Annotated in this window: 20 protein-coding genes, 1 tRNA gene and 1 other RNA gene; 11 read left to right on the forward strand and 11 right to left on the reverse strand. The window is 52.2% G+C overall.

Annotation, left to right across the window (positions count from 1 at the left end; genetic code table 11):
* Positions 1–54: 54 nt before the first annotated feature.
* Together Q0L26_RS01170 and glnA are read right to left on the reverse strand one after the other, a co-directional pair.
* The gene (locus Q0L26_RS01170; protein WP_296646280.1) at positions 55–3,072 is read right to left on the reverse strand and encodes a bifunctional [glutamine synthetase] adenylyltransferase/[glutamine synthetase]-adenylyl-L-tyrosine phosphorylase; all 3,018 of its coding nucleotides are present in this window, start codon (positions 3,070–3,072) and stop codon (positions 55–57) included.
* An 11-nt stretch (positions 3,073–3,083) separates the two neighbouring features.
* A complete protein-coding gene (glnA, locus tag Q0L26_RS01175) occupies positions 3,084–4,424 on the reverse strand; it encodes a type I glutamate--ammonia ligase (RefSeq protein WP_296646282.1) in 1,341 nt (446 codons plus the stop codon).
* 39 nt (positions 4,425–4,463) lie between these two features.
* On the opposite strand from glnA, the gene Q0L26_RS01180 reads away from it, so the two are divergent.
* The 3 genes from Q0L26_RS01180 to panB are packed head-to-tail and all read left to right on the forward strand — an operon-like array spanning position 4,464 to position 7,329.
* On the forward strand, positions 4,464–6,128 hold the full coding sequence (locus Q0L26_RS01180) for an NAD+ synthase (protein WP_296646284.1): 1,665 nt from the start codon (positions 4,464–4,466) through the stop codon (positions 6,126–6,128).
* Positions 6,128–6,517, forward strand: a complete 390-nt coding sequence (locus tag Q0L26_RS01185) for a RidA family protein (RefSeq protein WP_296646286.1) — start codon at positions 6,128–6,130, stop codon at positions 6,515–6,517. Before Q0L26_RS01180 ends, Q0L26_RS01185 begins: the two co-directional genes overlap by 1 nt.
* The gene (panB, locus tag Q0L26_RS01190; protein WP_296646287.1) at positions 6,517–7,329 is read left to right on the forward strand and encodes a 3-methyl-2-oxobutanoate hydroxymethyltransferase; all 813 of its coding nucleotides are present in this window, start codon (positions 6,517–6,519) and stop codon (positions 7,327–7,329) included. Before Q0L26_RS01185 ends, panB begins: the two co-directional genes overlap by 1 nt.
* On the opposite strand, the gene Q0L26_RS01195 is transcribed toward panB, so the two are convergent.
* A complete protein-coding gene (locus Q0L26_RS01195; protein ID WP_296646289.1) occupies positions 7,326–7,526 on the reverse strand; it encodes an SPOR domain-containing protein in 201 nt (66 codons plus the stop codon). The two genes, panB and Q0L26_RS01195, sit on opposite strands and share 4 nt — an antisense overlap.
* Positions 7,527–7,574: 48 nt before the next feature.
* On the opposite strand from Q0L26_RS01195, the gene map reads away from it, so the two are divergent.
* Both map and ppgK read left to right on the forward strand, forming a co-directional pair.
* Positions 7,575–8,444 carry a type I methionyl aminopeptidase gene (gene map, locus Q0L26_RS01200; RefSeq protein ID WP_296646291.1) on the forward strand — a complete coding sequence of 290 codons (870 nt, stop codon included), beginning with the start codon at positions 7,575–7,577 and terminating at the stop codon, positions 8,442–8,444.
* 12 nt (positions 8,445–8,456) lie between these two features.
* Positions 8,457–9,215, forward strand: a complete 759-nt coding sequence (ppgK, locus tag Q0L26_RS01205) for a polyphosphate--glucose phosphotransferase (protein WP_296646292.1) — start codon at positions 8,457–8,459, stop codon at positions 9,213–9,215.
* Here ppgK and rnpB read toward each other — a convergent pair.
* From rnpB to Q0L26_RS01240, 7 genes are all read right to left on the reverse strand, one after another.
* Positions 9,216–9,559, reverse strand: an RNA gene (rnpB, locus tag Q0L26_RS01210) — RNase P RNA component class A. It abuts the gene before it with no gap.
* A gap of 50 nt (positions 9,560–9,609) precedes the next feature.
* Positions 9,610–10,767, reverse strand: coding sequence for a bifunctional RNase H/acid phosphatase (locus Q0L26_RS01215; protein ID WP_296646293.1), 1,158 nt, complete (start codon positions 10,765–10,767; stop codon positions 9,610–9,612).
* Complete coding sequence (locus Q0L26_RS01220) at positions 10,764–11,477, reverse strand: C4-type zinc ribbon domain-containing protein (protein ID WP_296646295.1); 714 nt, start codon at positions 11,475–11,477, stop codon at positions 10,764–10,766. The genes Q0L26_RS01215 and Q0L26_RS01220 overlap by 4 nt, the downstream gene beginning before the upstream one ends.
* 24 nt (positions 11,478–11,501) lie before the next feature.
* Entirely contained in the window at positions 11,502–12,320 is an 819-nt protein-coding gene (locus tag Q0L26_RS01225) for a Nif3-like dinuclear metal center hexameric protein (protein WP_296646298.1), read from the reverse strand.
* Entirely contained in the window at positions 12,320–14,395 is a 2,076-nt protein-coding gene (locus tag Q0L26_RS01230; RefSeq protein ID WP_296646302.1) for a cytosine permease, read from the reverse strand. Before Q0L26_RS01230 ends, Q0L26_RS01225 begins: the two co-directional genes overlap by 1 nt.
* Before the next feature lie 95 nt (positions 14,396–14,490).
* A tRNA-Val gene (locus tag Q0L26_RS01235) sits at positions 14,491–14,563 on the reverse strand.
* A 67-nt stretch (positions 14,564–14,630) separates the two neighbouring features.
* Entirely contained in the window at positions 14,631–15,089 is a 459-nt protein-coding gene (locus Q0L26_RS01240; RefSeq protein WP_296646304.1) for a peroxiredoxin, read from the reverse strand.
* A 147-nt stretch (positions 15,090–15,236) separates the two neighbouring features.
* Here Q0L26_RS01240 and aceE point away from each other — a divergent pair, with 147 nt between their 5' ends.
* From aceE to fabF, 6 genes are read left to right on the forward strand one after another with little or no spacing between them, the layout of a single operon-like run.
* On the forward strand, positions 15,237–17,963 hold the full coding sequence (gene aceE / locus Q0L26_RS01245; RefSeq protein ID WP_296646307.1) for a pyruvate dehydrogenase (acetyl-transferring), homodimeric type: 2,727 nt from the start codon (positions 15,237–15,239) through the stop codon (positions 17,961–17,963).
* Positions 17,950–19,119, forward strand: a complete 1,170-nt coding sequence (locus tag Q0L26_RS01250) for a helix-turn-helix domain-containing protein (protein ID WP_296646310.1) — start codon at positions 17,950–17,952, stop codon at positions 19,117–19,119. Before aceE ends, Q0L26_RS01250 begins: the two co-directional genes overlap by 14 nt.
* An 8-nt stretch (positions 19,120–19,127) precedes the next feature.
* Positions 19,128–20,054, forward strand: coding sequence for an ACP S-malonyltransferase (locus tag Q0L26_RS01255; protein WP_296646312.1), 927 nt, complete (start codon positions 19,128–19,130; stop codon positions 20,052–20,054).
* A 47-nt stretch (positions 20,055–20,101) separates the two neighbouring features.
* The gene (locus tag Q0L26_RS01260) at positions 20,102–21,106 is read left to right on the forward strand and encodes a beta-ketoacyl-ACP synthase III (protein ID WP_296646315.1); all 1,005 of its coding nucleotides are present in this window, start codon (positions 20,102–20,104) and stop codon (positions 21,104–21,106) included.
* Positions 21,107–21,143: 37 nt separating this feature from the next.
* A complete protein-coding gene (locus Q0L26_RS01265) occupies positions 21,144–21,389 on the forward strand; it encodes an acyl carrier protein (RefSeq protein ID WP_296646317.1) in 246 nt (81 codons plus the stop codon).
* Positions 21,390–21,409: 20 nt separating this feature from the next.
* Positions 21,410–22,651 (forward strand): beta-ketoacyl-ACP synthase II, encoded by a 1,242-nt coding sequence (fabF, locus tag Q0L26_RS01270; protein WP_296646320.1) that lies wholly within the window; start codon positions 21,410–21,412, stop codon positions 22,649–22,651.
* 59 nt (positions 22,652–22,710) lie between these two features.
* Here the strand turns inward: fabF and menC are convergent, their stop codons facing one another.
* Entirely contained in the window at positions 22,711–23,820 is a 1,110-nt protein-coding gene (gene menC / locus Q0L26_RS01275; protein WP_296646322.1) for an o-succinylbenzoate synthase, read from the reverse strand.
* Between the last annotated feature and the right edge of the window lies 1 nt (position 23,821).

Consider the following 23,821-nt stretch of genomic DNA (forward strand, 5'->3'; position numbering starts at 1 on the left):
AATTGAAAAGACCCCGTCGAAAGGCGGGGTCTTTTTTTATTTTAAAGAATCTAGTTAGTCGGCATCAGAAATGAACCCGTAGAAGATGCGCTCGAATACTGCACGAGCCCGGCGGGTGTGCGAAAGGTAATCCTGCTCAAGTTGAGCAGCAGAGCCTCTTGGATACTCGAGAATCCGAGCAATGCCATCGAGTTGCTTTCGATCAACTGGCAGTACATCCGTGCGCTTATTGGCCCACAGAACGCTGGCCGAACGCACTCTAGAAGCCAGAATCCAGGCCTCTTCAAGAACTCGGGCGTCGTGATCAGCAATAACTCCAACGCTTACGCAGGCCTTTAGTGCGGCGAGAGTCTGCGGGGTTCGAATAATCGGATGCTCGTTGCCATGTTGCATCTGTAGCAGCTGAACCAACCACTCAACATCACTTAGCGAACCGCGGCCAAGTTTGAGGTGACGCTTAGGGTCGGCACCCTGCGGCAGACGCTCGGTCTCGACTCTGGCCTTGATTCGGCGAATCTCGATGACGGCCTGGTTTGGCAATTCTTTTGGATAACGGTACTCGTTGATGAGAGCAACGAACTCGTCACGAAGCTCATCGCTACCAGCAATCACTCGGGCGCGAAGGAGAGCCTGGGCCTCCCAGGTGTTGGCCCAACGTTTGTAGTAAGCAGCGTACGACTCCAATGAGCGCACCGATGGACCATTCTTACCCTCGGGGCGAAGATCTAGGTCTAATTCAAATTCAAGAAGCGAGTCTTTAACCAAGAGCTTTAGTTCGTTGATTGCGCGGGCAGCAACTCTTTGGGCTGTGTCGACGGCAACGCCATCCTTGGCTTTGTAGACAAACATGACATCGGCGTCAGAGCCGAAACCAAGTTCTTCTCCCCCAAAACGACCCATAGCTATGATTCCCAGATCAAGAACCGCATTGAGGTCATCGGTAGAAATATCTAGCCCCTCAAGCTGGAGCGCCGCATCCAACATTGCCTTCAGGTAAGCGTCGGTCAAATCACTCAGCCCTGTAGAGACCTGATCGATAGTCAAATCGCCCAAGACAGCCCCCATGGCGAGTCGAAGCGTCTCACGGCGTCTAATTCCACGGATAGCCTTGGCGGCCGGCTCTAACAGGCTCTGACGCGAGACAATGGCTTCGAACTCAACGGTTAGTGCGTTCTTGGTAATTGGCAGCAAGTCTTCAGACTTCTCAAACCAAGCCGCAGCCTCGGGTATGCGCTCGAACAAGTTGGTGGCAAGGCGACTGTTAGAAAGCACCTGGGTCATGCGCTCTGCAGCGCCCGTGCTGTCGCGCAACATCTTTAGGTACCAGGGCGAATCACCGAGGTCTTCACTCAAACGCCTAAAAGCCAGAAGTGCGGCATCAGGGTCTGAGCCTTCGGAGAACCACTGGATCAACACAGGCAATAGCTGCTTCTGAATCGCAGCACGACGCGACAAACCTGCTGTCAGAGCTGCGATTTGCTCCAGGGCACCCTTGGGGTCTGAGAATCCAATCGCGTGAAGGCGATCCTGAACCTGAGCATCTGAAAGCGAAAGACTGTCGTTGTCAAGCTTTGAAACAGCCGAAAGCAAAGGCCGGTAGAAAATGCTTTGGTGAAGCGCTCTAACCTCAAGCTTCACCGACTCCCACTTTTGAATGAGATCTTCGGCATGAAACTTTAGATTCAAGGCACGCGCCAAGGCACGTCGCTTAGATTCAGAAGTAGGCATCAAGTGGGTTCGACGCATTTCAGAGAGTTGAATGCGATGCTCAATTAACCTTAGGAATTTATAGTGCTTGGCAAATTGTTGGGCATCTGAGCGACTCACGTAGCCGCCGTTGGCCAATGCATTGATTGCCGAAATTGTGTCTCGCTGACGCACTGATTCATCGGTACGGCCGTGAACCAATTGCAATAACTGAACAGTGAACTCGATGTCGCGAAGACCGCCGGGACCAAGTTTGATTTGCAAATCAATTTCATTCGCAGGAATGTAGTCAGTGACGCGCTCACGCATTTTTTGAACTGATTCGACGAAATTCTCACGCATGGCAGAAGCCCAAACCTTTGGGCTCAAGGCATCGACGTATGCGTGACCTAAATCGAGGTCACCGGCAAGAGGTCTGGCCTTGAGCAAGGCTTGAAACTCCCAAGACTGCGCCCAACGATCGTAATAAGCCACGTGAGATTCAAGTGTGCGCACGAGTGCGCCTGATTTGCCCTCTGGGCGCAGATTTGGGTCAACTTGCCAAAGCATCGGCTCAGTAGCGGTTCCATCCATTGCTCGCATCATGCGAGTTGCCAGTTTGGTCGCTACCTCTACAGCTCGGTGAGATTCCAAATCATCAGATTTAGTGTTGGCAACGTAAATTACGTCTACATCGCTGATGTAGTTGAGTTCGCGCGCTCCGCATTTACCCATCGCAATTACAGCGAAAGCAGTGTTGTCGACCTCGAACTCGCTAAATACGCCAAAGTCGGTGGACGATTTCAATTCGTGTCTAGCAACAACGATTCCGGCTTCAATCGCGGCGGCTGCTACGTCAGCAAGAGCGGCGGCAACAGTCGGTAATCCAGCTTCAACGTCAGATTGGCAAAGGTCAAAAATCGCAATTTTCAACAATTCACGACGATAGGCAATTCGAAGCGCATTCCAAATGGACTGCGTGTCGGCGCCGCTAGAAATTGATGTCGTGACCGAGGTGCAAATCGAATCAAGCATTTGCGCTGCAGTTGTCAGCGAAGGTGCCGGCTTTTCAAATACATCGAGCTGACTTGGGTGCCGCATCAGAAAATCGGTGAATGCCGAGGATGCACCTAAGAGAAGGCAAAGTCTTCTGGCTGAATCATCTTTCTTCAACAAAGCTTTTATCTTTGCTGTGTTCGACTCCGCCAGAAAAAGCAGCGCGTTCAATGCTTGATCTGGGTCGGCGGTTGCTCCAAGCGCAGCCAAGGCGGAACGACCCGGGTCACCAACCAATTTAACCAATTGGTCTAACTTGGCCATAGTAGAACCAAGATCGACAAAGCCGAATCTGGCTAACTCAGATAGCCCCAGGTCGCGATTCGCCACGATGGCTTATCCTAGAGTGTTTCTAGGTTCTGCTTCAGTTCGTATGGAGTGACCTGAGCGCGGTAAGCACTCCACTCACGACGCTTGTTGGCAAGAACGTAGCTAAACACTTCTTCACCCAAAGTCTCGGCAACGAGTTCTGACTCTTCGAGTTTGCGAATGGCGTGATCGAGTGACTGAGGAAGTGGCTGGATACCCATCGCCCTGCGCTCAGCGTCGTTCAGACCCCAAACGTTGTCTTCGGTCTCAGACGGAAGTGCGTATTCTTCTTCGATACCCTTCAGGCCTGCGTTTAGCAGTAGCGCGTAAGCCAAGTACGGGTTCGCCGCTGAATCAATGGCACGATATTCGATTCTTGAGCTGTTGCCTTTGTTTGGCTTATACAGTGGCACGCGAATCAGTGCTGAACGGTTATTGTGACCCCAGCAAACGAAGCTAGGAGCCTCACCGCCGCCCCACAGGCGCTTGTATGAGTTGACGTACTGGTTAGTAACCGCAGTGATCTCAGGCGCATGACGCAACAGACCGGCGATGAAGTGCTTTGCGGTCTTCGAGAGGTGATATTGAGCGCTCGGGTCGAAGAAAGCGTTTGTATCCCCTTCGAAGAGGGACATGTGAGTGTGCATGCCTGAGCCTGGGTGTTGAGTGAAAGGCTTTGGCATAAAGGTCGCGTAGACACCCTGCTCGATTGCCACCTCTTTAATCACTGTTCTAAAGGTCATGATGTTATCGGCCATGGTTAGGGCATCGGCATAGCGAAGATCAATTTCATTTTGGCCAGGCCCGCCTTCGTGGTGGCTGAATTCAACAGAGATACCCAGTTGCTCAAGCATTGAAACAGCACGACGACGGAAATCATGCGCTGTACCGCCTGGAACGTTGTCGAAGTAGCCTGCGTTATCAACCGGAACCGGCTCGCCATTGGCATCAAGTTGAGTTGACTTTAGTAGGTAGAACTCAATCTCCGGGTGAATGTAGAACGAAAATCCGAGGTCTGAGGCTTTAGCCAGTGCTCGTCTCAGAACGTTTCGCGGGTCAGCTGCGGCAGGTTTACCATCCGGGGTTTGAATGTCGCAGAACATGCGAGCAGTCGGATCAATCTCGCCACGCCAAGGGAGAATCTGGAAAGTGCTCGGGTCGGGCTGAGCCAACATGTCAGCCTCATAAGTACGAGCAAGGCCCTCAATAGCAGAGCCATCGAAGCCAAGACCTTCGGCAAAAGCGCCCTCGACCTCAGCAGGTGCGATTGCAACCGACTTCAACGTTCCGGCTACATCGGTAAACCATAGTCGAATGAATTTGACTCCACGCTCTTCAATCGTGCGGAGGACAAAATCGCGTTGCTTATCCATCGGGTTTTCCTATCTCTACCTGCTACTAGGCTAATGGTTATGCCCAAAGTTCGCTTAGCTATGGCGCAGACAAATCCAACTGTCGGCGACATTCACAACAACATCGCCAACTGCCTGCAGGTCGTGAAAGCTGCAGCTGCCAATGGCGCTCAGCTAGTGGTTTTTCCTGAAATGAGCGCAACCGGTTATCCGATCGAAGACTTAGCTAGCCGACGCTCCTTCATTGAGTCTTCTGAAGCTGCTATCGAAACCTTTGCGAGCCAGCTTTCTATCGATGGCTACGGCGAAATTGCAGTCGTAATCGGCCACCCTCGACTAGCCAGGAATTCACGCTGGGCTATCGCTCACAACAGCGCCTCGGTCATCCGCGATGGCAAAATCATCGGAACCTACGACAAACACCACCTTCCAAATTATTCAGTTTTTGACGAATACCGAGTTTTTGTTCCCGGCGACAGCCTGCTCACCTTTGAGCATGCAGGACTTCGATTCTCAACGTTGATCTGCGAAGACATTTGGCAGTCTGGTGGGCCAGTTGCACAACTTTCAACTAACGCAACCGATGTGACGCTCGTTTTGAACGGTTCACCCTTCGAGGTGCACAAGGATGACCGACGCCTTGAACTGGTTCAGAACCTAGCTGGCAGCAGCAAAAGCGCAGTTGCCTATGTCAATCTGGTTGGAGGCCAAGACGACCTAGTCTTCGATGGCGACAGCCTATTCGTCACCAGCGCAGGAAACCTCATTACACGTGCGGCCAAATTCGAAGAATCACTTACTTTCATTGATGTTGATTCGAGCGAGCGGGCCAACGAGGTAAATGCTGCGCCTATTAATTCTGAACTTGAATCCTCAGATGAAGGACAGGTTTGGACCGCTCTAGTGCTTGGGCTTCGCGATTATGTGAGAAAAAATGGATTCAAGTCTGTGGTGTTGGGTCTAAGTGGCGGAATCGACTCAGCGGTTTGCGCGGTAATTGCTGCAGATGCAATTGGTGCCGACAACGTGTTTGGTGTCTCAATGCCATCGATGTATTCGTCTGACCATTCAAAATCAGACGCCGAAGATCTAGCCGAGCGACTCGGGTGCCACTATCGCACCGAAACGATTGAAACCATGGTCGAAGCTTTTGAGGGTCAACTGAACCTTGAAGGTCTGGCTAGCGAAAACCTGCAGGCGCGCATGCGTGGTGTCATTCTGATGGCGCTTTCAAATGCTGAGGGCCACCTAACTCTCACCACTGGTAACAAGACAGAACTTGCCGTTGGCTACTCAACTATTTACGGAGATTCAGTCGGTGGTTTTGCACCGATCAAGGATGTTGAAAAAACTAGAGTATGGCGACTAGCTGAATGGCGAAACAGTTTCGCCGCGGCAAACGGTCAAACTCCCCCGATTCCATCAAATTCGATCTCAAAGCCTCCGTCGGCTGAGCTTCGCCCTGGTCAAGTTGATCAAGACAGTCTGCCTGACTATGCAATCTTGGATGGTCTGCTCGAACTTTATGTTGAACAAGGCGACGGACGCGACGAAATTATCCGCGCTGGCTTCGACGAAGATACCGTTGACCGCATTATTGGCTTGGTTGACAGGGCAGAATGGAAGCGTCGCCAAGGAGCCATCGGACCTAAGATTTCACCAATGGCATTTGGTCGCGACCGAAGACTTCCGATTACAAACCGATTCAAAGAAGGAACCAAATAATGGCAGCAGACAAGTTGATTTCAAGTGGCGGTCCGTGGGAAGCAGTTTTGGGTTACTCACGCGCAGTAGTTGCCGGTGACTACGTTCACGTTTCTGGCACCACAGCCACTGTTGACGGTGAATTGCAGCACGAAGGCGATGCCTACGGTCAAACAAAGGTAGCCCTAGAGGTAATTGCAAAAGCACTGGCTCAGGTCGGTTATGGCGTTGAAGACGTAGTTCGCTCACGTGTTTATTTGGCCAACGGTACCGACATGGATGCAGCAGGTAAAGCTCACGGTGAAGTTTTTGGCCAGATCAAGCCAGCACTGACCATGCTTGCCGGAATTCAGTTCATCAACCCAAACATGTTGGTTGAAATCGAAGTGGACGCCTGGAAGCGTAGTTAATGGAATTCACTCCAAAGAAAATTCGCACCTCGCACCTTAAAGAATTCAAGGATGCCGGGCGAAAATTTTCTTGCCTGACAAGTTACGACCACCTGACCGCGGCTATCTTCGACCAGTCAGGAATAGACGTACTACTTGTTGGAGACTCAGCTGCCGACAATTCACTTGGCTACGCATCCACCTTGCCAATCACCGTTGAAGAGATGGCAACTTTCGGACGAGCTGTAGCGCACGCTGCTAAACGAAGCCTCGTCGTTATTGATCTGCCGTTCGGAAGCTATGAAACTGGCCCAGATGATGCTCTGCGCAACGCCATCAAGCTCATGAAGCCAACCGGTGCTGCGGCCGTGAAATTAGAGGGTGGCGAACGCAGCGCCACACAGATTCAAGCCATTGTGTCAGCAGGAATTCCTGTTATGGGACACATCGGTTTCACCCCGCAGAGCGTAAATTCACTCGGCGGTTTTAAGGTTCAGGGTCGCGGTGACGCCTCCGAGCAACTCATGCGCGATGCACTTGCAGTTGAAGCAGCTGGTGCCTTCGCAGTAGTGCTCGAGATGGTTCCAGCCCCTTTGGCCAAAGAAGTTTCGGCCAAGCTGTCAATTCCAACAATTGGCATAGGCGCGGGCTCTGGAACTGACGGGCAGATTCTGGTTTGGACTGACTTTGCTGGCTTGTCAGATCGCAAGCCAAGCAAATTTGTAAAGCAGTATGCGAACCTGAATCAGATTCTTAGTAGCGCCGCTCAGCAGTACCGAGCAGAAGTCGAATCAGGCGCTTTTCCGGCCGACTCAAATTCATTCACTGACTAATCCTTATCTTCGGAATTCCATTTTTCTGTTCGTGCGCGGATTGTCTGCAGAGCTTGCTCAGCCTTTTCTCTAGAACTAAACGGGCCTAAACGATTAGGCGCAGGAGATTTTTTACCGACTTCAACGGTGAGCGACTTCAGATTGAACCAGAATTCTGGGGTCTCATCTTTTTCTGAGTAAACAGTTTCTCTTGCCAACTTGGCCTCCTCTCGATGAGCATAGCTCGCGTGAAATAGACTTGACCCATGCCACGCGACCCAATGACCGGTTACTTACTGCCTGGAGAACTTTCTCCAGCCAGAGCTGTTCCTAGCAATATTTCAAGACCAAGCTACGTGGGTAAGTCGGCTCCAGCGAAGTGGACTGGCGGCGATGTGCGAACCCCGGATGAAATCGAAAAAATTCGAACGGCCGGAAGAATCGCTGCCCAAGCAATTGAACTCGTCGGCGAACACGCAAAACCCGGTGTCACAACCGATGAACTTGATCGAATCGGGCACGAATTTTTGGTTAAAAACGGGGCGTACCCTTCGACACTCGGTTATCGCGGCTACCCAAAGTCACTCTGCTCTTCGGTAAACGAAGTTATTTGCCACGGAATTCCGGACAACACCGTTTTGCAGGATGGTGACATAGTTAACATCGACATCACCGCATTCAAAAATGGTTTTCACGGTGACAGCAACAAGACTTTCTTGGTTGGCAATGTCGCTGACGAAGTCAAACTTTTAGTCGAGCGCACCCAAGAAGCCATGATGCGCGGTGCGGCTGCTGCACTACCAGGCCGTGAGATCAACATCATCGGCCGAGCCATTGAAACTTATGCAAAGCGGTTCGGATACGGAGTTGTGCGTGACTTTACCGGCCACGGAATCGGCGAAGCTTTTCACTCAGGCTTAATCATCCCCCACTACGATTCAGCACCGCTTTACAACGATGAGATCAAGGTCGGTATGGTCTTCACTATCGAGCCAATGCTCACACTTGGCACTCACCAGTGGGACATGTGGCCCGACAATTGGACAGTCACCACCAAAGACAAGAGCATTACAGCTCAATTCGAGCACACCTTTGCCGTAACCGAAAACGGCCTAGATATTCTCACCCTCCCCTAGTTAGGTTCATCCATGAGTAAAAAAGCAATCGGCATCGACATCGGTGGCACCGGCATCAAAGGGGCCGTGGTTAACGTAAAAACCGGCGAACTAGTCGGCGACCGCGTTAGGTATGAGACCCCAGAGGGTGGAAGACCGCAGGACATCGCTGAGGTGGTTCAAAAGCTCATCGGCGAGCTCAAAAATGCCAAACCGCATCACACTGTCGGAATCTGTTTTCCTGCTGTGGTTCAGCACGGGCGCACAATGTCGGCAGCCAATGTATCCAAGGAATGGATTGGTCTTGATGCCGATGCACTTTTCACACAGGAACTTGGCCGCTCGGTTCACGTTGTAAACGATGCTGATGCTGCTGGATACGCCGAAATCAAATTCGGAGCTGGTAGAAGCAAGCCGGGGCTAGTGATTATGACTACTTTGGGCACTGGCATTGGCACAGCTTTATTCATGGATGGAAAGCTCGTTCCAAACGCTGAACTGGGTCACCTTGAGATTGATGGTGTCGACTACGAAACCAAGGCTTCATTCGCTGCCAAAGAGCGCGAGAATCTAGACTGGCCGGCCTGGATTGAGCGTTTGCACAAGTACTATTCGACCCTCGAAAGACTGTTTAGCCCCGACCTAATCATCATCGGTGGAGGCGTTTCAAAGGAACACGAGAATTTCTTGCCACACTTGGGTTTGAAGGCTACTGTTTTGCCAGCCCTAAAGCGCAACAACGCTGGAATCCTAGGTGCCGCCGCGCTAGCTAAAAAGGAATACAAGGCTTAGTGGATGGGCCGGCTGATACGCCGGGTTCTGTGCCTATTTCTAGGTGACGATCATCTATCTAGTGACACCGTTGCCGATGTCCTCAAGCGGTCTACCCGAAATCCAGAGCGAGCAGCTCTAAAGATTTCTATCTGACCTTGCTCCAGACGAGGTTTACATAGCCGCAAGACTCACATCCTGCGCTGGTAGTCTCTTACACCACCGTTTCACCCTTACCGCAAAGCGGCGGTTTACTTTCTGTTGCACTATCTCGCGGGTTGCCCCGGGTGGCCGTTAGCCACCGTCATGCTCTTTGGAGCCCGGACGTTCCTCGACATTGCTGTCGCGATCGTCTTGCCGACCCATCCAAGATAAGAGCCTAGTTGCAAATCACCTCAGGCGAAAGCGCAGCGGATTAAAGGTGCGAAGTCGAGTTGACCGTAGTTATTTCAGCAGCCTGTCTACCCCAAAAGCGCAGAATAGTTACCGAACAAGGCGAAATCTGAGGACGCCAATAGGCCGAAACGCCAGCATCCATGGCTGCACGAACTAAGCCTCGGATGGGCATCACATGGCTCACAACTGCTACCGTCTTGCCAGCATGCATCGAGAGTATTTCATCAAGACCATCCTGAACGCGTGCATCAAAGTCAGCGAGTGACTCGCCATTCGGCGGAGAATCAGACCAGGAGCCCCTCCATCGGGCGAATTCTGCTGGCCATTTAGCCTCAGCTTCTTCGTTGGTGTGGCCGTCCCAGTCGCCAAAAGAAATTTCAGCTATGTGGTCAACTATGTCAACTCCGAGACCAAGTTCATTAGCCAAGATGTTTGCAGTGTCACGAGTACGCTGAATTGGTGAGGCAACAATTGCCGAAACAGGCGAGATGTGTGCCCATTGGCCAGTTGATCCGATTGAAGCTACGGCTTTAGCAGCTGCGTGTGCGTCACTGCGACCCAGCTCAGAAAGCCCAGGATTCTCACCCCCACTACCCGAAATGCGCTTAGATTCAGTCAGGTGGGTGCGGCCGTGGCGGATAAGCACAAGTGTCGTAAGGGGTTCTGTCACTTCACCTGGAGCTCGAACAGAGCTAGGAAGCTCCTGGTTGAACTCTGCAACGCCGGATCGTGGAGCATTTTGTTCAGACTTCGAAACCGAATCTGCTCGATCATCCATGGCTTTATTGGCAAGCGCATCAGCCCGTGAATTTTCTTCTCTCGGAATCCACATCCAGCGAATGTCTAGGTTCGCAACTAATTTCTGAATTTGGCTTCCAATTTGAATCATGTCTGGGTGCTTAATCTTCCAGCGTCCAGCCATCTGTTCGATTACGAGCTTGGAGTCCATGCGCACCAAGATTTGAGCCTCGCTGTTTAGAGCAAGTGCACCTTCAAGGCCAGCTTTCAATGCGAGGTACTCGGCCACATTATTTGTGGCTATGCCAATGTACTTGGCAATTTCTAGGATTACCTCGCCGGATTCTGCGTCGATAACAACCGCGCCAGAACCAGCCGAACCAGGGTTACCACGCGAACCGCCGTCAGCCTCAATGATTAGCTTGGATGGTTTGGTCATCGTACGAGTAATGCTTGGCACTCAGGGCAGGTTACAAACTCGTCGGCTGGCTTGGCGTGAATCTCTGCTAACGCGGTTGCGCCGAGGCCAATTCGACAGGCTCCACACTCGTTTATGTTGAGTTTGGCCACAGCGGTGCCGCGAGCCAACTTCTTTTCATAGAGAGCCAAAAGCTCGACGTCAGTTTTAGAGGCCTGCTGGGCTCGTTTGGTGACAAGTAGGTCTAGGCCAGAACGAAGTTTGAGTACAGCTGCCTCGTTACTTGATTCAAGCTCAGAAAGTTCGGCATCGTGCGTGTTCTTGGTAGCGAGAACATCATCAAAATTAGCCTGAGCAAGCTCTTTCTTTTCAAGAATTGCTAGTTCGGCATCCTCAAGATCTGATTTACGACGCTGCAAAGACTCCAACTCGCTTTGGATTCCCTGGGCATCCTTGGCTGAATTTGTCGAGTTGAGTCGGACTAAGTCTTTGGCAATGCGCTGTTCAACCAACTCAAGGTCAGCCTCGGCACGAGTTAGCTCAAGGGCAACCGAATCGAGAGCATTACGTGCAGCGATTAAATCGGCCGCCATATCACGCTGGCGCGAACGCAATTCAACGAAAGCGGCCCCATTCGTCGAGGCTCCAAGAGCCGACTTTGAACGACTGATCTCAAGATCAATATCGCCTAGACCCAAAAGGTCCTGCTGTTGTTGCACTGATGCTTTCATTAGTTTGCTCTCTTTAGTTTGAAACTACTGTGTGACTACGAAGTCCCAAGGATCCGTGCGAATCTGGCTGACTACGAATTGAATGCTCGGATGACGCGAAGCCAGTTGTTGCGCTGCAACATCAAGCCACAACCATTCACTTGCCCAATGCGAAACATCAATGAATGCAAGAGGTTTTTGATTAAGACCGGTCTCGCGCGCTTCTTGAACTGGGTGGTGACGCAGATCTGAGGTTACGTAAACATCAGCATTTGAACTCATCGCGACCGGAATGAATGAGTCACCAGCTCCACCGCACAACGCAACTTTAGAAATTTCTGAGTCGTATTCACCCGAAACTCGAATGCCGCTCGCGGTCGACGGCAAAATTCTCGAAATTGCTCGGGCAAAGTCGCCTAGTTTAATCGATGACGGTAGGCGCCCCAAGCGACCGTGACCAACCGAGCCAGACTCGCCTGCAACCAACGGCACTAGATCAACTAAACCGAAAGCGCGTGCAAGCGTGTCAGAAACTCCATTTTCAACAATGTCGGCGTTTGTGTGAGCAGCGTAAATCGCGATGTTGGAACGAATTGCAGACGCCAAGAGAGCGCCCTTTGAGGTTGCTTCATCGAGGCTGGTGACACCCTTCAAAATCAACGGGTGATGCGCCAAAATTAGGTCAAATCCGCCGTCTCGAGCTTCATCGACAATTTCTTTAGTCACATCAACGGTAAGAAGAACGCGAGACACCAACTGCGAGGTTGAACCTGCTACTAAACCTGGTGTGTCCCAAGACTCTGCGCCAGCCAGTGGCCATAGTTGTTCAAAATCTGAGGTGAGAAGTGAAAGTTGGGTTGACATTAATCCATCGCCTCAAACATGTTCTTGAGCTCATCGCGTCTGGCTTCGATTGCCAATACTTCAGCTTCCTGTCGCTTAATTCGCGGAATCCCTAGAGCAACTGGCAAAAGGAGACCCAAGGCTAGAGCGATGATGATTCCAAAGTTGGTTGCAGACCAAAAACCTGCGCTCGGTAGTTGAGCCGTCAGGTAGCCGAGCCAAGTTAGGCCAGGTTGGCTCGAAGAAATAAGCCCCCAACCGACTGCAACTGCCAAAGCCCACCCGAGTAAGGTCGATAGGTTCACGGCTTTGTAGAAACCATAGCCGCGAGTCAGTGAAATCTCGTGATAAGCGATACGGCGAATCAAAACATCCGAGGTATAAATGCCAATCCAGGCAGAAACAGGAATTGCCAACGCAAGCGCGTAGTCAATAAGAATTTTCAGTGCGCTCTCGGCCTCGATAAAAATGCCGATAGAAACAGCGCCACCGACGACCAAGACTGCGATAACAATCTGCCCCAACAGTGGCTTCATTTTGATGCTCAGCGAGTGCAGAACAAGATTCAAAGAATAGTTAGACATCGCCAACATAACCACGCTAGAAATCACCGCGCTTGCAAGCAAGAAGATTGCAACGAACACGTTCGAATTAGTTGCGAGAGCTGAAACAAAGTTGGCTGCGAACTGCTCATCGAAGGTTGGCCCGAAGCCACGCATGCCTCGGATGAGCGCAAATCCATAAATTCCAATTGCTGCCGGAACAATTGCCAAACTCAGAAGCGCCCAACCAACCACTTTGAAGCCAAGTGAGCTCGACGAGAGTTTGCGAGCGAAATCTGCGCCAGAACCTGACCAGGCAACACCAAAAACGCTGAATACGACCCCCATCGCTGCAAAAGTCGATACCCAACTTCCAGAAACTTCGAGCAGCAGATCATTCCAGGCAATACCCGAGGCAGTGAATCCAACGATTGTTGCACCGGCAATCAAACCGATGAGCCCTGAGATTTGCTGAATCTTGAAAAGGACTTTTCCGCCAAGGAAGGCCAGAGTTGCCGCCAAAATGCTGATGGCAATTGGGGCTATGAATGCGATTGGCTCAATAGCTTTTTGATCGGTTGAAACTACTCGAGTAGAAACCTGAAGCACAAACCAAACAATTGCCACTGACCAGAAAACCCTGGTCAGCAACAAGAATGCTGCCGGGGCAATGTTTCCGAAGACACCGAAAGGAGCTCTTGAAAGGAACGCCGTTGCAAGCCCACTTCTCTTTCCCGAAAGCGCGGCGATTGCAATAGCTAATGCCGAAGCAGTTGATCCAGCGGCGATGGCGAACGCGCCCTGAAGGAACGAGATGTCAAACTGGCTAATGGCAACTGCAAGGCCAAGTGGAAGAATTGAGCCGCCAAGGCCCAACCAAGCCCAAAATTGCGAAATCGGCAAGCTTCTGCGGCTGGCTCGTGGTTGAGAATGTAGTGAAACCGGCTCTGCAAGTTCAATCGGCTGGGCAACTTGATCAAGGTCGACACTCTCGTCGCTTGCTTCACTATCTAGAAAAGACTCGACTTCCAACGCCGTTGGTGCTGTCTCTACCTGAGCGACCTCAGCCGCTCCGGCGAGCAAGGATTCAAAATCTTGTGATTGAAGTTGAGCGCGAAGATTTTCGTCAAAAGCCGGTAGTTCTGAATATTCGACCAACGGCTCAGGCTCAGGCTCAGGCTCAACCTCGAGTTGTGGTTCCGATTCAACTTCTGCTTCTGCGACCGGCTTGGCATAAAGTGCGTTCAAGCTGGCAACCACGTCATCAACTGCGGGAGTCGCCGGAATTAGGTAGTCAACTGGCTCGAGCCCCTGTTGAGCTCGCGTAGCGTTCTGAACCGCCAACAAAGCCTCAGGAGACCCGTTAGTTTCAAGATCCATTACCCAGGCAGCGAATTCCATTTTCTCGATGTCTCGCAGCTGGGCCTGAGTTTCGAGGAGCTCCATTGCAGCCATGATTCCGGCTTCGTCTGACTGAGCGGCACCGAGAGCCTCATGCAATTGCGCATCAGTCATTGAACGGCGTTCCGGTGGGGTTAGAGAAAACGGCTGCATAAGCAAATTCTACCTTGCGACTAAAAATGGGCTCCAAAAACCCCATGGATTGAAAAACAGAAAATCCCAAGCCATTGGCTTGGGATTTTGTTCTGTGGGCCCTACCGGGATCGAACCGATGACATCCACGGTGTAAGCGTGGCGCTCTACCAGCTGAGCTAAAGGCCCCTCTTGCGAGGGTTGCAGTCTCCTGCAACTCGTTTGAGCCTACTAACTTTTCGCAGAGAATGCCAAATCAGAGGCTTGCAAGTGCGCGCTTGTATTCATCTAGGCTGCGTGCCTGGCCAGGTGCTGTGACGAACTTAGCAACCAGAACACCGTCTTTGTTGATCACGAAGGTTGCGCGATTTGAAATGCCTGAGTCTTCAAGAAATACTCCGTAGGCCGAAGCAACGGCACCGTGAGGCCAGAAATCAGCTAGCACAGAGAAGTCATAGCCTTCTTGCTCGGCGAACTTCTTTTGCACGAACTTTGAATCGACAGAGATTGCGAGAAGTTCAACATTTGCGTCAGCAAACTGTGCAAAGTTGTCGCGAAGCTCACAGAGTTCACCGGTACAAATTCCCGAGAACGACAGTGGATAAAAGACTAAAACTACTGGCTTGACGCCTCTAAACTCGCTCAGCTTGACGGTTTCTCCGTGTTGATTTACGAGTTCAAAGTCTGGTGCAGCGTCGCCGATGATTAGTGACATGGTTTTCTCCTAAATAAAAATTCTTTTTCTTTCATCCCTGAACTAGCAAAACATACAAAGGATTCCCTTTGTCGTCATAAACTCTTTTAGAGGCTTTACCAAAGCTATTCGAAATTCTTTGTTCATCCCCCACGAAAGGGAACATCAATGTCTATCAACAACAACGATGCGTATGCGGTCAACACCCCTGACCAAGACCCACAAGAGACAGCTGAATGGCTTGAATCCCTCGATGCAGTCGCGCGAGTGCACGGTCGTGGTCGTGCACGCGAAATCATGCTGAACCTGCTCCGCCGCTCTGGCGAGCTCCAGTTGAACGTTCCTATCGTTCCAACCACCGACTACTTGAACACCATCGCACCTGAAAACGAAGCTGAATTTCCTGGTGACGAAAAAATTGAACGCACCTATCGTGCCTGGATGCGCTGGAACGCGGCCATGTTGGTGCACCGCGCTCAGCGCCCGGGTGTTGGCGTTGGCGGACACATCTCAACTTTTGCCTCTTCGGCATCACTTTACGAAGTTGGTTTCAACCACTTCTTCAAAGGCGCTGACCACCCATCGGGCGGCGACCAGATTTTCATCCAAGGGCACGCCTCACCTGGCCCGTATGCCCGCGCATTTCTTGAAGGTCGCCTGAGCGCGAATCAACTAGATGGCTTCCGCCAAGAGAAGTCTCACCAGGGCGGTTCGCTTTCTTCATACCCTCACCCCCGACTGATGCCAGATTTCTGGCAGTTCCCAACCGTTTCGATGGGTCTAGGACCAATCAACGCTATTTACCAGGCACAGTTCAACCGCTACCTCTCGGGACGCGGTTTCAAAGACACATCAGATCAGCACGTTTGGGCATTTTTGGGCGATGGCGAGCTAGACGAGGTTGAGTCACGCGGTGCACTGCAGCTTGCTGCCAATGACAACCTTGACAACCTAACTTTCGTTGTCAACGCCAACCTTCAGCGCCTAGATGGCCCGGTTCGCGGCAACGGAAAGATCATCCAAGAGCTTGAAAGCTTCTTCAGAGGAGCGGGTTGGAATGTAATCAAGGTTGTCTGGGGTCGCGAGTGGGACAGCCTTCTTGCAAACGACCACGAAGGCGCGTTGGTTGATCTCATGAACCGCACACCTGACGGTGACTACCAAACCTACAAAACTGAAGATGGTGCTTTCGTGCGCGAAAACTTCTTCGGTCGCGACCCGCGTGCCCTCAAGCTAGTCGAGCACCTTTCTGACGATGAAATTTGGGGACTCAAGCGTGGTGGCCACGACTACCGCAAGGTTTATGCAGCTTACAAGGCCGCTAAAGAGCACAAGGGGCAGCCAACTGTCATCATCGCGAAGACCATTAAGGGCTTCACCCTGGGCAAGTCTTTCGAGGGCCGCAACGCGACCCACCAGATGAAGAAGCTCACCCTTGATAACCTCAAGAGCTTCCGCGACGAGTTGCACATTCCAATTAGCGATTCTCAGCTCGAAGAGAACCCGTACCAGCCGCCATACTTCCACCCTGGGCAAGACGCCCCAGAAATTCAATACATGCATGAGCGTCGCCGCGAACTTGGAGGCTACCTTCCTGAGCGTCGCAGCAAATACGTTGACTTCAAACTGCCTGACGACAGCGCGTATGCGATTTCAAAGAAGGGCTCTGGCACCCAAGAGGTTGCCACCACCATGGCCTTTGTTCGACTGTTCAAAGACCTTCTTCGTTCACCAGAATTCGGTGAGCGCATCGTGCCAATCATCCCTGATGAAGCACGCACCTTTGGCATGGATGCGTTCTTCCCGAATGCCAAAATCTACAACCCGAATGGTCAGCACTACATCTCGGTAGACCGTGAATTGCTTCTCGCCTACAAAGAGAGCACCTCAGGCCAAATTTTGCACACCGGAATCAACGAAGCCGGATCAGTGGCTGGCTTCACTGCTGTTGCATCAAGCTATGCAACCCATGGCCAGCCGATGATCCCGTTCTACGTCTTCTACTCAATGTTCGGATTCCAGCGCACTGCTGACGCATTCTGGGCTGCAGCAGACCAGATGTCACGCGGATTCATCATTGGTGCAACCGCCGGACGCACGACACTAACCGGTGAGGGTCTGCAGCACGCAGACGGTCACTCACCATTGATCGCAGCTACCAACACCGCAGTCATTACTTATGACGCGGCATACGGTTACGAGATTGGTCACATCATTCGTTCGGGTATCGAGCGCATGTATGGCGGTCAGCACGAAGACCCTAACGTCATGTATTACCTAACCGTCTACAACGAGCCTTATGTTCAGCCAGCTGAACCTGAGGATGCCGACGTAAATGGAATCATCCGTGGTATTCACAAGATCAGCACTAACCACAGCGAAGGCCGCAAGGCTCAGATTCTTGCTTCTGGTGTTGCTGTGCCATGGGCCTACGAGGCGCAACAGTTGCTACAGAACGACTGGGGAGTTTCAGCTGACATTTGGTCGGTAACCTCTTGGACTGAGCTGCGTCGTGACGGCCTAGCTTGTGACGCCGAGAAGTTCTTGAACCCGAACCACGAAGCTCGCAAGCCATTCGTGACTTCACAGCTTGAGTCGGCTTCTGGCCCATTCATCGGTGTCAGCGACTTCATGCACGCAGTTCAAGACCAGATTCGCCCTTGGGTTCCTGGTGACTATGCAACTTTGGGCGCTGAGGGCTTCGGCTTCTCAGACACCCGTGCAGCTGCTCGACGTTTCTTCAAGATTGATGGTCCGTCAATTGTCGTTCGTGTACTTGAGCAACTAGTTGCGCGCGGTGAGATGGATCCAAGCGTTCCACAGATGGCAATCGACCGTTACCGTCTGCACGACGTGAACGCTGGAACCTCGGGTTCAACCGGTGGCGAAAACTAAGCAAGAGACCCTCGACTGGCTTAAGTCGATTTCGGGTGATTTAGCGACTACAACGCTGAAGCGCCTCGATGACCTCTTGCCCTGGTATCGCGTCATGCCTGCGGCTAGAAGATCTTCTATCGGTTTAGTCGCTCAGGCTGGTATCACCTCATTTGTGGCCTGGTACAAAAACCCAAAGTCACAACCGTGGGTTGCGGCTGACGTTTTTGGAACTGCACCACGAGAACTGCTCAGATCAATTTCGCTTCAAGAAACTCTTCAGCTAATTCGAGTAGTTGTGCAGGTGGTTGAAGATCGAGTGGTTCAAGAAGATGAATCGCTTCGCGAGGCGGTGCTGCTCTATTCGCGCGAAATAGCTTTCTCGGCAGCCGATGTCTATGCCAAGGCGGCAGAAGCGCGCGGCCTCTGGGATGCCCGCCTTGAAGCCCTTGTCGTTGACTCGATTTTGAGCGGCGAACACGAAGAAGAGCTCGCTTCGCGTATCGCAGCACTTGGCTGGCGAGCACGCGGGCCGGTCGCAGCCATCATTGGAACAGCAAAAGAGCCCTTCGACCAAGACGGACTTCGCCGAATTGCCCGTAAAAACAACGCTGATGTCTTGGTGGGTGTGCATGGCAACCGTCTGATCGTTGTGATCGGCCGCATTTCAGTCGAGGCCAATGAGAAGCCCGAGTCGTTCAAAAAACTTGCCGGCAATCTCGACGCCTTCTTCGGCAATGGGGCCATCGTCATTGGGCCAGAAGTATCAAGCATCAGCGAAGCCACCACATCAGCGAAAGCCGCGTTGGCTGGCTTTGCCGTAGTTAAGTCTTGGCCAAAGCCGCCACGACTTATCTCAGCTGACGAACTTCTCGCAGAACGTGCGCTTGCCGGTGACATGCTTGCGAAGGCCACCCTGGTGAGTCGCATTTATCGCCCCCTTGAGAGCAACTCCCCCGAGTTGCTAGAAACCCTTTCGAGATATCTTGAAACCGGAAGGTCTCTTGAAACGACTGCGCGTGAACTTTTTGTTCACCCAAATACTGTTCGTTATCGACTCAAGCGCATTTCAGAAATCATTGGCTGGGATGCAACAGGCTCGCGCGAGGCGTTTGTGCTTCAGGTGGCCATGGTTTTAGGTTCAATGAGCGAAAAAGAAGCGCGCAAGCGCAGTTAGGTCAAGAAATGATTGTTGTTGTTTGCCCGGGTCAGGGTTCTCAGACGCCAGGTTTCCTATCGCCGTGGCTTGAGCTTCCGGCTTTCAAAGCATCCATGGATGAAATGCAGGCCGCCTCGGGCATTGACCTCATCGGATACGGAACCACTGCAGATGCTGACACCATTCGCGACACAGCGGTCGCGCAGCCATTGATCGTATCTGCAGGTGCCGCAGCATTCGCAGCCATGCTCTCTGGCCAATCTGCAAGTGAAGCCGGAATCGCCGGAGTTGCAGGACATTCCGTCGGTGAAATCACCGCTGCTGTTGTTAGCGGTGTGATGTCGGCCGATCAGGGCATCAAATTTGTAAAGACCCGCGGTGACGCGATGGCTGCGGCCGCGGCACTAGAGGTTACCAGCATGGCTGCGGTTCTAGGTGGAGACCAAGCTGCAGTAGAGGCTCGACTGGCTGAACTGGGTCTTGAGCCGGCAAACTACAACGGAGGTGGACAAATTGTCGCCGCAGGATCTGCTGACGGAATTGCTGCTTTGCAGGCCGAGCCGGTTGCAGGAACCCGCGTCATTCCACTTCAGGTTGCTGGCGCCTTCCACACTCGATACATGGCGCCGGCCGTGACTGAGCTACGGACCTACTCTGAAACCTTGACGGTTCAAGACCCTGCCGTCTCACTTTGGAGTAACAACGGTGGACTCAAAGTTTCCAGCGGTTCTGAATTTCTTAGCCTCATGGTCAATCAGGTGTCGAGCCCGGTTCGTTGGGACTTGTGCATGGCTTCAATGATTGAAGCAGGTGTAACCGCAATGATTGAACTAGCACCGGCTGGCACCTTGGTTGGTTTGGCAAAGCGATCAATGCCCGGCATCGAAACCCTTGCTGTGAAGACCCCCGATAATATCGACGCGGCTTTGTCGCTTATCAACAACCACCGCTAAAGATTCGCCAACTAAATTGGTATTTGTCGCTAAGAAATAGAGGATTCATGTCACAGCCAACCCTGAACCAGTATGAAACCGTGAAGTACTCACGAATCTATTCGCTTGGCGCAGCCCGCGGAGATTTGACCGTTACCAACGACGACATCGCTGGCCCAATTGACTCAAGCGACGAATGGATTCGTCAGCGCACCGGCATCATCACCAGACGCCGCGCGAGCAAAGACCTAAGCCTCATGGACATGGCAGTATCGGCCTCAAATGAGGCAATCGCCAAAGCAGGCATTGACCCATCTGAAATCGGCGCTGTAATTTTTAGCACCATCACTCACCCGCATCAAACACCATCGGCAGCTGCCTTGCTAGCTGACAAGATTGGCGCAAACCCGGCCCCAGCCTTCGACATCTCGGCAGCTTGTGCTGGCTACTGTTATGGAATCGCTCAAGCTGATGCACTAGTTCGCTCTGGTGTAGCTAAGTATGTTTTGGTAGTTGGCGGCGAGAAGCTATCTGACTTCATTGACCCAACCGATCGCACAATTTCGTTCCTGCTGGGCGATGGCGCTGGCGCTGCAATCGTTGGACCATCTGAGACCCCCGGAATCAGCCCGACTGTGTGGGGTTCAGACGGTTCACACTGGGATGCCGTTGGCATGTCTGCATCACTTCTAGAACTTCGCGATGGAACCGCCCAATGGCCAACCTTGCGCCAGGAAGGCCTAACCGTCTTCAAATGGGCGGTCTGGGAGATGGTTAAGGTTGCTCGTCAGGCTCTTGAAGTAGCCGGTGTAACAGCTGATGACCTTTCTGCCATCGTGACCCACCAGGCCAACATCCGCATCATCGATGAACTAGCTAAGCAACTTGCTGTTCCAGAGCACGTAGTGGTCGCACGTGACATCGTCTACACCGGAAACACCTCGGCAGCATCCGTGCCATTGGCAATGCACGCGCTACTTGAGTCTGGTGAGGTCAAATCAGGTGGCCTAGCCCTGCAAATTGGCTTCGGCGCAGGCCTTGCCTTCGGGGCTCAAGTAGTAGTCCTGCCCTAAACTTAAACTCGGTCAAATAACCAATAAGGAGAAACAAATGGCACTTTCACAGAACGAAGTACTTGCAGGTCTTGCAGAGATCGTTAACGAAGAGACCGGTATCGCTACCGAAGCTGTTCAGCTAGAGAAGTCATTCACCGACGACCTAGACATCGACTCAATCTCAATGATGACCATCGTTGTCAACGCTGAAGACAAGTTCGGCGTAAAGATCCCTGACGAAGAAGTAAAGAACCTAATCACCGTTGGTGACGCAGTTAACTTCATCGTTGCTGCTCAGTAATTAGGCGAAGGCTGAAAAAATTGTCTACAAAAATCGTTATCACCGGAATTGGCGCTACTACGCCTCTCGGTGGTGACGCGCGTTCAACCTGGCAGGCATTGCTTGCCGGAGAGTCGGGTATTTCGACTCTCGAACAGGAATGGATTGCGCGGTATGAGATTCCCGTTACCTTCGCCGGCCAGGCAAAGGTCAAAGCCACGGATGTTTTAACCCCGCAGGAGGCCAAGCGCCTTGATCCATCAAGCCAGTTTGCGTTGATCGCGGCACGCGAGGCTTGGGCTGACGCTGGTTCACCAGACGTCGAGCCTGAGCGTCTCGCGGTTGAATTCGCCACCGGTATTGGTGGCGTCTGGACCTTGCTTGACGCGTATGACACTCTGAAAGAAAAGGGTCCTCGCCGAGTAATGCCAATGACCGTGCCAATGCTGATGCCAAATGGCCCGGCTGCAGCAATCGGCATGGAGATTTCAGCACGCGGTGGCGTGCGCACTGCCGTTTCAGCATGTGCCTCGAGCACCGAGGCAATTGCCAACGCTCTGAACCGCCTGCTCACTGGTGAAGTCGACATTGTCGTTGCAGGTGGTTCTGAGGCAGCAATTCACCCAATGCCAATTGCGGCATTCGCGTCTATGCACGCACTATCAAAGCGAAACGATGACCCTACTAAGGCATCACGTCCTTATGACGTAGATCGCGATGGCTTTGTTATGGGTGAAGGTGGTGGCGCATTGGTCATTGAGACTGAGGCACACGCAAAAGCTCGTGGCGCAAAGATTTATGCCGAACTAGTTGGTGGCGCAGTTACCTCAGATGCGTATCACATCACTGCACCAGACCCTGAGGGCAGCGGCGCAGCACGTGCGGTTTTAGCTGCGCTAAAGCAGGCTGACGCAAAACTTGAAGACGTGATTCACATCAATGCCCATGCAACTAGCACCCCGGTTGGTGACATTGCAGAATACAACGCGCTTCGCCGAGTATTTGGCGACCACCTAGACAAGGTTGCGATCTCTGCAACGAAGTCTTCTACCGGTCACCTGTTGGGTGGCGCTGGCGCTATTGAGGCTATCTTCACGATTCTGGCTTTGAACGAGCGCACTGCTCCCCCGACAATCAACTTGGATAGTCAGGATCCTGAGATTCCTCTTGACGTAGTTACCTCACCAAGAAAGCTTCCAGATGGGCCACTTCTTGCAATGAGCAACTCGTTTGGTTTCGGTGGCCACAACGCCGTAATCGTATTTAGAAGCTACGAAGGCTAATTCGCTTATTGAAAATCCCCCTGGCAAAAGCTAGGGGGATTTTCTTTTGAACTGAGACACTATGCTTTGATCCACTCGCGTGAGACTGCGTATCGATCAACAATTTCTGGAATCGGATCTACGCCGATGCCAGGACCTGTAGGAACAGTAATGTGGCCATCGACCAGAACGAACGGCTCGGTGGTGTCGGTTTCAAAGTAACGAGAAGATGCCGAGGTGTCACCCGGAAGGGTGAAGCCAGGCATTGCAGCAAGCGCGAGGTTTGCGGCACGTCCGATTCCGGTCTCGAGCATGCCGCCGCACCAAACTGGAATTCCTGCAGCAACGGAGACGTCGTGAATCTTCTTCGACTCTAGGTAACCACCCACGCGGGATGGCTTAATGTTGATGATTTCGGCTGCGCCCAGTTCGATTGCATCGCGAGCAATGTCAGCCGAGATGATGGTTTCATCCAAGCAGACCGGAGTTTCAATGTAATCAGCCAGTTTGGCGTGACCCAACATGTCTTCTTCGTTGATTGGCTGCTCGATTAGCAGCAGGTTGAATTCATCCAAGCGCTTCAATAAATCGAAGTCGTTGCGAGTGTAGGCGGTATTTGCGTCAACCTGAAGCAGCAAATCAGGCCCAAACGTCTCTCGAACCAACTTGACCGGATCGTAGTCCCACCCTGGCTCGATCTTCAGTTTGATGCGCATGTAACCCTGATCGAGGTAACTGTGAACGTATTCCATTAGTTCGTCAAGTGAGTCCATAATTCCCACTGAAACACCTGCAGGAACGCGATCTTTGGTCGCACCAAGGTATGAAGCAAAAGAAGTATTGGTCGAGCGCAACTGAGCATCTAGCAATGACGTCTCGATGGCAGCTTTCGCCATGCGGTGACCTTTGATCCATTCGAGAGTTGGAGCCACAGATTCGGCTGTGAGGTCGTTATTTAGCTTGAACAGGTCAGGAAGCATAAATTCGCGCAAAACCGCCATAGCACCGGTGTGGTACTCGCTGGAGTAGTCTGGGCGATCATTCGCGCCACATTCAGCCCAACCTTCACCTACATCAGTGACGGCGTGAGCCCAAACCACCTCGTGCATGTTGACCGAGCTGAAAGAAGTGCGGAACGCTGACTTGAGCGGAACGTTCAGTCTGATTAGTTCTACGGCCTCTAATTTCAAG

It is taken from the genome of Rhodoluna sp., from assembly GCF_024641065.1.
In the GTDB taxonomy this organism is placed as follows: domain Bacteria; phylum Actinomycetota; class Actinomycetes; order Actinomycetales; family Microbacteriaceae; genus Rhodoluna.